This is a genomic window from Catenulispora subtropica (genome assembly GCF_039531675.1).
In the GTDB taxonomy this organism is placed as follows: domain Bacteria; phylum Actinomycetota; class Actinomycetes; order Streptomycetales; family Catenulisporaceae; genus Catenulispora; species Catenulispora subtropica.
The window spans coordinates 22,206-32,818 of the sequence record NZ_BAAAQM010000085.1 but is presented as its reverse complement, the minus strand read 5'-3'; the positions used below and the strand labels follow the sequence as shown (position 1 = coordinate 32,818).

The 10,613-nt window shown below is 70.8% G+C and carries 11 protein-coding genes; 4 read left to right on the top strand and 7 right to left on the bottom strand.

Features of this window, described 5'->3' with window-relative positions; all coding sequences use genetic code 11:
* Positions 1–89: 89 nt before the first annotated feature.
* From ABD466_RS41815 to ABD466_RS41800, 4 genes are read right to left on the bottom strand one after another with little or no spacing between them, the layout of a single operon-like run.
* Entirely contained in the window at positions 90–560 is a 471-nt protein-coding gene (locus ABD466_RS41815; protein ID WP_344662868.1) for a hypothetical protein, read from the bottom strand.
* Between the two features lie 13 nt (positions 561–573).
* A complete protein-coding gene (locus tag ABD466_RS41810) occupies positions 574–1,335 on the bottom strand; it encodes an SDR family oxidoreductase (RefSeq protein WP_344662867.1) in 762 nt (253 codons plus the stop codon).
* Positions 1,332–1,478 (bottom strand): hypothetical protein, encoded by a 147-nt coding sequence (locus ABD466_RS41805; protein WP_344662866.1) that lies wholly within the window; start codon positions 1,476–1,478, stop codon positions 1,332–1,334. The genes ABD466_RS41810 and ABD466_RS41805 overlap by 4 nt, the downstream gene beginning before the upstream one ends.
* Complete coding sequence (locus tag ABD466_RS41800; protein WP_344662865.1) at positions 1,471–2,496, bottom strand: sigma-70 family RNA polymerase sigma factor; 1,026 nt, start codon at positions 2,494–2,496, stop codon at positions 1,471–1,473. Before ABD466_RS41800 ends, ABD466_RS41805 begins: the two co-directional genes overlap by 8 nt.
* Positions 2,497–2,687: 191 nt before the next feature.
* On the opposite strand from ABD466_RS41800, the gene ABD466_RS41795 reads away from it, so the two are divergent.
* The 3 genes from ABD466_RS41795 to ABD466_RS41785 all read left to right on the top strand — a co-directional run bounded on the left by ABD466_RS41795 (position 2,688) and on the right by ABD466_RS41785 (position 7,458).
* Entirely contained in the window at positions 2,688–4,442 is a 1,755-nt protein-coding gene (locus ABD466_RS41795; RefSeq protein WP_344662864.1) for a penicillin-binding transpeptidase domain-containing protein, read from the top strand.
* An 81-nt stretch (positions 4,443–4,523) separates the two neighbouring features.
* Positions 4,524–5,864, top strand: coding sequence for a radical SAM protein (locus ABD466_RS41790; protein ID WP_344662863.1), 1,341 nt, complete (start codon positions 4,524–4,526; stop codon positions 5,862–5,864).
* 235 nt (positions 5,865–6,099) lie between these two features.
* A complete protein-coding gene (locus ABD466_RS41785) occupies positions 6,100–7,458 on the top strand; it encodes a ricin-type beta-trefoil lectin domain protein (RefSeq protein ID WP_344662862.1) in 1,359 nt (452 codons plus the stop codon).
* A gap of 109 nt (positions 7,459–7,567) precedes the next feature.
* Here the strand turns inward: ABD466_RS41785 and ABD466_RS41780 are convergent, their stop codons facing one another.
* Both ABD466_RS41780 and ABD466_RS41775 read right to left on the bottom strand, forming a co-directional pair.
* Positions 7,568–8,590, bottom strand: a complete 1,023-nt coding sequence (locus tag ABD466_RS41780; RefSeq protein WP_344662861.1) for an acetylxylan esterase — start codon at positions 8,588–8,590, stop codon at positions 7,568–7,570.
* 437 nt (positions 8,591–9,027) lie between these two features.
* Positions 9,028–9,462: an RpiB/LacA/LacB family sugar-phosphate isomerase gene (locus tag ABD466_RS41775; RefSeq protein WP_344662860.1), complete on the bottom strand. Its 435-nt coding sequence runs from the start codon at positions 9,460–9,462 to the stop codon at positions 9,028–9,030.
* A 110-nt stretch (positions 9,463–9,572) separates the two neighbouring features.
* Here ABD466_RS41775 and ABD466_RS41770 point away from each other — a divergent pair, with 110 nt between their 5' ends.
* A complete protein-coding gene (locus tag ABD466_RS41770; protein ID WP_344662859.1) occupies positions 9,573–9,995 on the top strand; it encodes a RidA family protein in 423 nt (140 codons plus the stop codon).
* A gap of 2 nt (positions 9,996–9,997) precedes the next feature.
* On the opposite strand, the gene ABD466_RS41765 is transcribed toward ABD466_RS41770, so the two are convergent.
* Positions 9,998–10,582 (bottom strand): TetR/AcrR family transcriptional regulator, encoded by a 585-nt coding sequence (locus tag ABD466_RS41765; protein ID WP_344662858.1) that lies wholly within the window; start codon positions 10,580–10,582, stop codon positions 9,998–10,000.
* Between the last annotated feature and the right edge of the window lie 31 nt (positions 10,583–10,613).

Genomic DNA, 10,613 nt, shown 5'->3' with positions numbered 1-10,613 from the left:
CCGGAGGGCCGCCGGAGGCATCGCGCCCCGCCCTTGGGCGCGAACGCGAAGCCACACCAACAGGACCGAAGACCCGACGCGACGCCGCACTAAGCAAAGGCGGTGACCGTCGCGAATGCATCCACGACCGCGCGGAGCACGGCCAGGGCCGCGGCGCCGTCGCTGCCGACCGCCGGCGCGATGAGGTTGTGGGGGACGGCCTGGCCGGCGTGGACCACGAGGACTTCGGAGGAGTCCGGGGAGAAGCCGAAGCCGATCGCGGTCTCCGTCTCGGTCCGCGAGTCTCGGTGGGCGTAGGCGCTGCGGATGCGCCCCGGCTCCGGTTTCAGGATGACGCCGGCCGCGTCGGCCTGCTCGACGAGGCGAGTGGCCCACGCGGACGGGTCCTGCGCGTATCCGGTGGCGGCGGCTTCGGCGGCTGCGAACGAGTCAGCCCACCGGCCCGCCTCCGGGGCGAGCGCGAAGTGCCAGCCGTGCTCCCGCTCCGCGAACTCCCGCTTGGCGGTCTCCCAGCGGCGCGCGTTGCCGGCGTAGAAGGCGGCAAGCTGTTCCTCGTTCATGCCGTCGTTCTTATCACCCCAGCTGTTCCAGCCCTTGCGCCATCAGTGTGAACGCCGAGCCGTTCGCAGTCTGCCCTGCTCGGAGGGTCAGCACCGCCTCGGCGACCTGTTCCGGCTGCACCTCGTCGCCGCGTGCCTTGAGGAACTGTTCGACCGTCATGCCCTGTCGCTCGGCGTAGCCGGCCACCCCGACCTGCCCGAGGCGTGTCGTGGACGTCAGCATCGGCATGAGCGTCAGGAAACGGATGCCGAGTTCGGCGCGGTCGGACTCCTCGGCGGCGTAGGAGGCGATGAACCGCATGGTCGCCTTCGCTCCCGCGTAGCCGCCGCTGAGGGGAGACCCGCCGCGGAGCGCCGCCATGCTCGAAACGGCGATCACCGTGCTTCCCGCGGCCAGTGGCATCCGGAGTGCCTCACCGCACCAGGAGAACGCCTGCCGCACGTCGGTCTCCCACACGCGGCCGAACGACTCCCACGTGTGCTGATGCAGCGGCCGCATCTCCGGCACCGCGCCGGCGTTGAGGACCACCAGGTCCGGGTGGTGCGCCGCGATCAGTCGCCGAGGCAGGGCGGGGTCGGCCGCGTCGGCGACGACCGGCAGGAACGAGGCGCCGAGATCGGCCGCGACCTCGCCGAGCCGTGCCGCGTCCCGCGCGACGCCGATCACGGAGGTCCCCGCCTCGACCAGGGCGGTCGAGATGGCCAGGCCGAAGCCTCGGCTGGCGCCGGTGACGACGGCGGTGGCGCTCGTGACCATGTTCGTCCTCTCACTCATGACGTCTGCCCCACCGGTTCCGCCGGCGATCCGACCCGCATCGTCATCGCCGTGGCGACGATCACCACGTCGAGCGCCGCCGTGCAGCCGCCCCGGGACGCCGGCAGGAGCGTCCATCCTGTTCTCGTTCTCGTGCTAGTCATGCAAGTGCTGATCCGCGGTGAAGGGAAAAGTCATCGGCATCCCGAAGACCGGGAACAGCTCGGCGTCCAGGAACACGCCGATCCGGGAGACGCCGGTCCGGGTGAGGGTCACGACGTGGATGGCGTGCGCGTGGTGGAGTCCGTCGGCCCCCAGCCCGTAGGCGGCGAAGGCGGGCTGGAGGTTGGCGCCGATCAGGACGTTGCGGAACTGCCCGGGCTCGACCAGCACGGTGGACGCGAAGAACCGGATCACATCCGCGCGCCCGCTGAACCAGGCGGCCATCGGCGGCATCTCGAGCACGACGTCGTCGCGCAGCAGCCGCAGCAGGCCGTCGACGTCCGCGCCCTCGAACGCCCGCAGGTAGCGACGGAGTTGTTCCCGGGCCCCGGGCTCGGACGGTTCGAGGACATCGTCCTCGTCCGGTGCGACCGCGGCGATCTGGGCCCGTGCCCGCTGCAGCGCGCTGTTCACGGCCGTGGTGGAGCTCTGCAGCACCTCGGCGGTCTCCCGGGCCGAGAACGCGAGCACGTCGCGCAGGATCAGCACGGCCCGCTGCCTGGCCGGCAGGAGTTGCAGGGCGCTGATGAAGGCCAGCCGCACCCCGGCCCGCCGCGCCACGACCGCCGCCGGGTCGGCCGCCGGCCCGAGGGCCCCGCCGCCGGGTGGCCCGAACAACAGGTCCGGAGCGGGCTCCAGCCACTGCGCCTCCGGCAGGCTGCGCACCGGCTGCGCCTCCGGGTCGCGGCTCGGCGCGCCGAGCGCCGAGGGCAGCGGCAGCCGCTGGCGCCGTTCCAGCGCGCGCAGACAGACGTTGGTCGCGATCCGGTACAGCCACACCCGCAGCGAGGCCCGGCCCTGGAACCCGGTGCGGCTCTGCCAGGCGCGGACCAGGGTCTCCTGCACGGCGTCCTCGGCGTCGTGCACCGAGCCGAGCATCCGGTAACAGTGCGCCAGCAGCTCGCGCCGGAACGGCGCGGAGAGCTCCGCGATGTCGTCGTGATCGACCGCCAGGGTCACGATGCCCACCTTCCAAAGACGTAGGTCCCCGGTGATACAGACACGCGCCGTGGCGGAAAGTCATCGCGGGCGCCCCTGGTCGGGATCGGGTGTGAACGTGTGACACGACGCGGGGCCCGAGCGTCGATCAGGTAGGTTGGCCGCCAGAAGACGTGCGGTGAACCGCTGTAGCACCCTCGGGGGGATGACGAATGACGAGTCGGCGGACGATGGCCGCGGTGCGGCCGGCCCTCTGCGGGGTGACGGTGGCCGCGCTGGTCGCCGTCAGCGGCTGCGGCGGCGGGGACTCGAAGCCGAAGGCCGGCGGCGGCACCACGGCGGGCGCCGCGGCTCCGACGTCGTCGCCGACGGTGACGCCGCAGAGCGTCGCGCAGTCGTTCCTGGACGCGTGGGCGTCCGGGGACTACGCCAAGGCCGCGTCGTTCACCGACGCCCCGGACAAGGCCGCGGCCGGTCTGAAGAACGAGATGGCCGCGCTCGCCCCCCAGAAGGTCACGTTGACGCTGGGCCAGCAGGCGGACCCTTCCTCGTCCGCCGCGACCGCGCCCGCTTCCAGCTCCGGCACCACGCCGGCCACCGCGGGCTCCCCCGCCTCCTCGCCGTCCAGCGCCGCCCCGGCCGTCGCCCGCTACTCCTTCGCGGTCAGCGATGACTTCGGCAACAACTTGCAGTGGCAGTACCAGTCCGCTCTGAACCTGGTGCAGGGGTCGAGCGGGGCGCCGGTCGTGCACTGGTCGTACGGGGTCATCCACCCCTCGCTGACGTCCGTCGCCCTGCTGAAGGCGGCGCCGCCGAAGGTGACGGTCACCGACTCCACCGGCGCGAAGATCGACACCAAGGCGCACCCGTCGCTGCTCAACGCGGTGAACTCGCTGTCCACGAAGCTGCCGCCGGGACAGACCCCGCAGTCGCTCACCGTCGAGTTCACCGACGCCAACACCGGGGCGCAGATCCAGGGCAGCCAGTCGTTCCAGATCGGCGCCGCCACGACCGCGCCGATCACGGTGAAGACGACCCTGAAGCCGGCGGTGCAGTCGGCGATGGAGGCCGCGCTGAAGGACTACCCGAACTCGGCGATGGTCGCGATCCAGCCCTCCACCGGCAACATCCTGGGCATGGCCTCCAACGCCCCGGGCAACCTGTCGATGGCTTACAAGGCCACCCGCGCCCCCGGCTCGACGTTCAAGGTGCTGACCACCGCCCTGGCCCTGCAGAAGGGGCTCAAGATCGACGACCCGGTGAACTGCTCGGCCAACGCCACCGTCGAGGGCCAGGTCATCAACAACGACAAGGACCTGGCCGCCGGCATCCAGAACGCGTCGCTGAAGCAGGCGTTCCTGCAGTCCTGCAACACCGCCTTCGTCCACCTGGCCCTGGACGGCAAGCTGGGCTCGGACTACACGGCGCTGTCGACCGAGGCCAAGGACTACTTCGGGTTGAACCAGAAGTGGGACCTGGGCATGGGAGCGGCCACCTACGGCGCCGTCGGCGACCAGCAGGTGCCGCCGGCCGACGGCAAGGGCCTGTTCGCCCGCGACGCCTTCGGCCAGGGCAACCTGTCGATGTCCCCGCTCGTCATGGCCTCGGTCGCGGCCACCGTCGCCGCCCACCAGTTCCACCAGCCGGTCCTGGTGCCGGGCGTCACCACCGTCTCGGCCACCCCGCTGCCCGACGCCGTGGCCCAGCAGCTGACGACGCTGATGCAGGGCGTGGCCACCTCGGGCACCGCGGCCGGCGTCTTCCCCGGCCTGACCGGCATCGCGGCCAAGACCGGGTCCGCGGAGTCCAACGACACCGCCAAGACCGGCAAGACCGACAGCTGGATGGTCGCCTTCGATCCGAACCACGACATCGCCTTCGCCGCCCTGGTCCTGAACGGCGGGTTCGGCCGCGACGCCGCCGGCCCGGCGATCAACAAGGTGCTGCACAGCCCGGGCGTCCGCTAGGGGTAAGGGGCACGACACCGGGACCCCGCTCACCGCGGCCGTCCGTCGCGTGGGATATTTGATAGTCAAGATCTCACCCGAATGAGGCGGAAGCGGGGTCCCACCATGGTCGCCGACCAGCAGGCTGACACGGGCAGCACCGGAGCCACGACGCGCGAGCTCGAGCGCATGATGGCCGAGTTCCCCGACCTCCCCGCCGAGGCCGTGGTCAAGCAGGACATCCTCCGCCAGGGCCTGGCCTTCAGCCCGGACGCCCTGCGGGTGGCCAGCGGCTACAAGCCCAAGGACTACTTCATCTTCACGTTCGACCTCGTGCCGGTCGCGGAGATGGCCGAGCACGCGGCCTTCCGCGCCCCGGAGGAGATCCGCATGACCGGCGGGCCGTACGACCTGCGCCGCACGGTCGTCTCCACCCGCGTGGCGCCGGACAGCCCGTACCTGGTCGAACTCCGCGACGGCAAGCTCAGCCTCAGCTGCGAGGGCCGCCACCTGGCCGACCTCGAGTTCCCGCCGATCCCGGGCTACTACGGCCACACCCTCTCCTCCGGCCGCAAGATCAGCGAGATCGCCCCCGCGATCGAGTGGGGCTACCTCGTCTACCTCACCGTCTACCGCCTCTGCCAGTACTGGGGCCGCGACGAGGAATGCCGCTTCTGCGACCTGAACGAGAACTTCCGGCAGCAGCGCGCCAACGGCCGCGAGTACACCGCGGTGAAGGAGCTCGACGACATCGTCGAGGCCATGACCCTGATCAACGAGCACGACACCGTCTCCCAGGCGTACACCGTCACCGGCGGCTCCATCACCAAGAAGCTGGACGGCATGCGCGAGGGCGAGTTCTACGCCCGCTTCGCCGAGGCCATCGAGTCGCGCTTCCCGGGCCGCTGGATCCCCAAGGCCGTGGTCCAGGCCCTGCCCCTGGACGAAGTCAAGATGCTGAAGGACTCCGGCTACCGGATCTACCACCCCAACTACGAGGTCTGGGACGCCGAGCTCTTCACCTGGATCTGCCCCGGCAAGGACCGCTACGTCGGCCGCGACGAATGGGTCAAGCGCATCCTCGACGCCGCCGACGTCTTCGGCCCCACTCACGTCATCCCCAACTTCGTCGGCGGCGTCGAGATGGCCAAGCCCCACGGCTTCACCGACATCGACCAGGCCATCGCCTCCACCACCGAGGGCCTCGAGTTCTTCATGAGCCACGGCGTGGTGCCCCGCTTCACCACCTGGTGCCCGGAGCCGACCAGCAACCTGGGCCGCCAGGAGGGCCCGCCGCTGGAGTACTTCGTGAAGCTCCTGCGCGCCTGGCGCGACACCTTCGAGAAGCACAAGCTGCCGGTGCCTCCCGGCTACGGCCGCCCCGGCGTGGGCAACGCGGAGTTCTCGGTGAGCGCGTTCATGGACGTGATCCGGACGGCTTGATCGCGCGAGCGAGCGCCGGCACCGGTCGCCCGGGCCCGGGAACCCAAAACCCGAGGCCCGCACCGGAATCGTTTCCGTGCAGCCAGCACCCCGTAAGCCCCGCTCCCCCAAGAAAGTCAAAAATCTTCTTCACCGCGGCTGGACACCCCCACATGAGAGCGCTTTCATAAGGCTTGCGCGCGCAAAGGTATAGACCTCCGAGTCTTCGTGGTGCGTCAAACCCAGGAGCGACTTGATGTCCCCATCCCCACCGCAATCGCCATCCCGCACCGCCCGCACCCCCCGCGCCCCGCGCGCGCCCCGCCTCCGGGCCCGCCTGGCAGCAGTCCTCGCGGTCCCCCTCGCCCTGGCCCTCACGGCCTGGGCCGCCGTCCCCACCGCCCAGGCCTCGGCGCCCCCGCCGCCGTCCGGCTGGAGCCAGGTCTTCCTGGACGACTTCGACGGCGCCGCCGGCACCGGCATCGGCGGCCAGTGGATGTACGACACCGGCCCCGGCTCCTCCTTCGGCACCGGCGAGATCGAGACGATGACCAACTCGACCGCCAACGTCCACCTCGACGGTGGCGGCGACCTGGACATCACCGCCCTCGGCAGTGGCTCGAACTGGACCTCCGGGCGCGTCCAGACCACCTCCGCCAACGTCGGCGCGCCGGCCGGCGGCAAGCTCATGGTCACCGCGTCGATCCAGCAGCCCACCGGCGGTCTCGGCTACTGGCCGGCGTTCTGGATGCTCGGCCCCGGACAGTGGCCCGAGAACGGCGAGATCGACATCATGGAGGACGTCAACGCCCTCTCCGAGGTCGCCGGCACCATCCACTGCGGCACCTACCCCGGCGGCGTCTGCAACGAGGGCAACGGCATCGGCAGCGGCCTGCGCGCCTGCTCCGGCTGCCAGAGCGGCTTCCACACCTACACGATGGTGCTGGACCGCACGAACACCTCGGCCGAGTCCATAGCCTTCTCGCTCGACGGCACCCAGTACTTCAGCGTCAACGAGTCCCAGGTCGGCACCTCCGTCTGGCAGCAGGCCTTCGACCACAACCTGTCGATCATCCTCGACCTGGCGATGGGCGGCGGCTTCCCGAACGGCGTCTGCGGCTGCACCACTCCGACCGGCTCCACCGCCTCCGGCGGCACCATGCAGGTCGACTACGTCGCCGCCTACACCACCACCGGGGGCGGCGGCCCGCCCCCGCCCCCGCCTGGCAGCGGCCCGATCACCAGCGCGGTCGGCTCCAACATCTGCCTCGACGACCGCGGCTCCAGCACCGCCGACTACAACCCGGTCCAGATCTACGGCTGCAACGGCACCGCCGCGCAGCAGTGGACCGTGGTCGAGGCCGGCAGCACCCTGCACGTCCTCGGCAAGTGCCTGGACATCTACGCCGGCGGCACGGCGAACGGCACGAAGGTCGACCTCTACGACTGCAACGGCACCGGAGCCCAGGTGTTCATCCCGCAGTCGAACGGGTCGCTCTACAACCCGCAGTCCGGCCGCTGCCTCGACGTCCCCAGCGCCACCACGCAGTGGAGCACCCAGGTCCAGATCTGGGACTGCAACGGCACGAACGCCCAGCGATGGACGCTGCCGTGACCACAGGCACCGTCAACGCGTGACGCGTGGCCCCGGCAGCTCAAGCCCGAGTGCCGGGGCCACTCAGCCGCTCAGAGCACCCCCGGAACGACTTGTAACAAGCCTTTGATCACTCACCGAAGAACCGCTGCGTCGCCTTCCACAATTCCGCCTCTTCCTCACCGAACTCGGCGTACTCCGTGTAATGGCCCGCAGTCAGCACTTGCATATCGACCAAATCGACCCCCGCACCCTCCCCGCCCAAGGCGTTGACGATCGCGAACTGCCCCGGTGGCGGCACCGACGGATCGAGCAACGCCACGGCCGCCTGCACCGGAACGTTCACGTACCGAGCAGCGGTAGCGGCATCGAAGTAAGCCAGCACATCCAGCACCCGCGGATCCGACTCATACCGCGCCCGTACGGCCTCCCCACTGCCGACGCAGTCCAACGTCACACGCAGCGGATGGTTGCCGAAGGTCGGGACCGTCACCTGGGCCGCGGTGAACCGCTCGTCCCACGCCAACGCCAGCATCCCGGTACCGCCGCCGAAGCTCTCGCCCAGGTAGTCCAGCCGGCGGGCGGCCGCCGGCACCAGCTCGGTGAGCGCGGTCGCCGCGCACCAGAGGTCTGCGACACAACCGCCGATGATGTAGTCATCGTGGGACTCGATGCCCTGCAGCACATGCGCCAGGGACTCCGAGGGCACACCACTCAACAAGCTCTTCGTCGGAAGTCCCCGCAGCACCGGAAAGATCGCGGCGGCCCGGGGGGCGGGCAGCTCAGCGTCGGGCGCCTCGCGACCACCGTAGCCGTGCCCGATGACGAACCCCCGGTCCACCACACCGTCGGTCGGCACAACCAGCCAACCACCGATCCGCACACCGCCGACCGACGTATAGGAGACCTCGAAGACGTCGAACCCGCCACCCGTCCCGTCGACCGATCCGCCGACCTTCGCACCCAACCGGGCCTCGACGGCCGTATCCATCGCCCGCCTGTGCTTCCGCTGCCAGAACTCGCTGAAGTCCGCCGGCGCGTTGTCCGGTCCCGGCACCCGTAGCAGCCCTTCCAGATCCAGCCCGTACGTCGGATCGAACGGGTACGGATGCGTCAGGACCCCGGGACTCTGCGACAGCTTGGTGATCTCCATGGTTCATCCTACGATCACCGGTACGGGTCGGTGATCTCCCGGAGCCGCGTCAGCTGCGTCCGCAGCTGCTCCGCCCCGCGCTTGCCGAGGTGCTTCGTCCGTGACACGCCGAGCGGCCCCGCCGTCTTCCTCGAAGTTCGCCGGCGCCCCGACGCAGTTCGCGGTCGGCAGCTGGCCCGCGTGGTCGCCGGACGGGTCGCGGCTGGCCTACAGCCGCGACGCCGCGATCCACGTGAAGACCCTGGACGGCCAGGAGAACCTGATCGGCACCAGCGGGGTCCAGGCGTTCCACCCGGCCTGGTCCGCCGACGGGGTGGAACTACTTCGACAACCGGAGCGCTCCGGCGCTGCCGTAGTGGGGGAACCGCCCGACGGCGGTCCGGCCGGGCAGGGGTGCGCCACCCTGTCCGGCCGTCGCTTTCCCAGACCCCTGCTTCTCAGATCTCTGCGACGTGCTCCACGTTCGCCCGGTCCACCGGATCCGGACTCGGCTCCCCGGCGAACCAGGCGTCGAGCATCTCGGCGAGCAACGGCGCGGAGGTCAGCCGCAGGCTCAGCGCGAGCACGTTCGCGTCGGCCCACTTGCGGGCCCCGTCAGCCATGACCGCGTCCGTGCACAGCGCCGCGCGCACCCCGGGCACCTTGTTCGCCGCGATCGACGCCCCGGCACCGGTCCAGCAGGCCACGACCGCTTGATCGGCGCGGCCCTCGACGACCGCCCGGGCCGCCGCCTCCGAGCACCAGGCCCAGTCGGCCCGCTCCCCCGGCGCCAGCGCCCCGAACAGCTCCACGGTGTGCCCGCGCGCCTCCAGCTCCGGCCCGATCTGCGCGGCCACCCCGGCCACCTCGTCCGCCGACACCGCGATCCGCATCGTTCCGCTCCTCGTCCTGGGCGTGCCGCCCGGTTCGTCGTGCCTGTTCCATTGCATCACGTGTCTTGGACATCCCGTCGTATGTCCGACCGCCGTGGAAGCATTCGGGCATGGATTTCACCGAGATCGCGCTTCTGCGTCCCGCCGGCCTGGTCAACAGCCCGGCCTTCAGCCACGTCGCCGTCGTCCCCGCGGGCGCGGCCACCATCTACGTCGGCGGCCAGAACGGCGTCGACGCCGACGGCAAGGTCGTCTCCGACGACATCGCCGAGCAGTCGAACCGCGCTCTGGACAACGCCGTCACCGCGCTGGCCGCGGTCGGCGCCACGCTGGCGAACGTCATCCAGTGGAACGTGCTGTTCGTCGACGGCGTCGACCTGCAGGCCGCCTACGGCGCGATCGGCCCGCGTCTGGGTGCCGCGGCCGCCGAAGCCGGAGCGCCCCCGCTGGTGACCGGCGCCCGGGTGGCCGCCCTCGGCGTGCCCGGCGCGCTCATCGAGGTGAGCGCCGTGGCCGCCGTGCTGCCGGCCTGAGCTCACCTCTTCAGAGCATTGAGACACGCGTCCGCGACCAGCTCGTCGAGGAACTCCGGCGGAGCCTCCCCGGCGAGCAGGTGGCGTCGCCCGGCGGCGTAGGGGATGTCGACGATCGCGAACACCACGCGCCGCACATCCTGCTCCCCGGCGCGGCCATAGCGCCGCAGAGTGTGCTCCCGCAGGAGATCGAACCCTTCGGCGTTGACCGCCGCGACCTGCTCACTCAGGTCCGCCGGCCACCGGGTGCTGAGATCCTCACGGCGGTAGAGCAGCAGAACCCGCGCCTCGTCCAGGTGCAGACGCGGCCACCGCAAAGCGTGCAGGGCCGCACCGACAGCCGCCGCGTCCGGCTCCTCAGCGGCCAGCGCCGCCACGAAACCCTCCTGGAACCGGCGCGCGGTACGCAGCCACAGCTTCGCCAGCAACTCCTCCCGCGAGCTGAAGCGGTGGTACACGGACCCCACCGGCGCGCCGAGTGCTTCCCCCACACCCCCGACCGTCGCCGCGTCGGGACCACCTTCGGCGATCAGGTGCAGGGCGGCGTCCAGGAACTGGTCTTCAGTGAACTTCGGCGGGCGTCCCATACTCGGATTCTAATGTGATAGTTCTAGAATC

What these genes read in the sequence shown, in the direction of transcription:
- ABD466_RS41815 (WP_344662868.1), bottom strand. Translation starts at nt 560, where the DNA reads ATGAACGAGGAACAGCTTGCCGCCTTCTACGCCGGCAACGCGCGCCGC.
- ABD466_RS41810 (WP_344662867.1), bottom strand. Translation starts at nt 1,335, where the DNA reads ATGAGTGAGAGGACGAACATGGTCACGAGCGCCACCGCCGTCGTCACC.
- ABD466_RS41805 (WP_344662866.1), bottom strand. Translation starts at nt 1,478, where the DNA reads ATGACTAGCACGAGAACGAGAACAGGATGGACGCTCCTGCCGGCGTCC.
- ABD466_RS41795 (WP_344662864.1), top strand. Translation starts at nt 2,688, where the DNA reads ATGACGAGTCGGCGGACGATGGCCGCGGTGCGGCCGGCCCTCTGCGGG.
- ABD466_RS41790 (WP_344662863.1), top strand. Translation starts at nt 4,524, where the DNA reads ATGAGGCGGAAGCGGGGTCCCACCATGGTCGCCGACCAGCAGGCTGAC.
- ABD466_RS41785 (WP_344662862.1), top strand. Translation starts at nt 6,100, where the DNA reads ATGTCCCCATCCCCACCGCAATCGCCATCCCGCACCGCCCGCACCCCC.
- ABD466_RS41780 (WP_344662861.1), bottom strand. Translation starts at nt 8,590, where the DNA reads ATGGAGATCACCAAGCTGTCGCAGAGTCCCGGGGTCCTGACGCATCCG.
- ABD466_RS41775 (WP_344662860.1), bottom strand. Translation starts at nt 9,462, where the DNA reads ATGCGGATCGCGGTGTCGGCGGACGAGGTGGCCGGGGTGGCCGCGCAG.
- ABD466_RS41770 (WP_344662859.1), top strand. Translation starts at nt 9,573, where the DNA reads ATGGATTTCACCGAGATCGCGCTTCTGCGTCCCGCCGGCCTGGTCAAC.
- ABD466_RS41765 (WP_344662858.1), bottom strand. Translation starts at nt 10,582, where the DNA reads ATGGGACGCCCGCCGAAGTTCACTGAAGACCAGTTCCTGGACGCCGCC.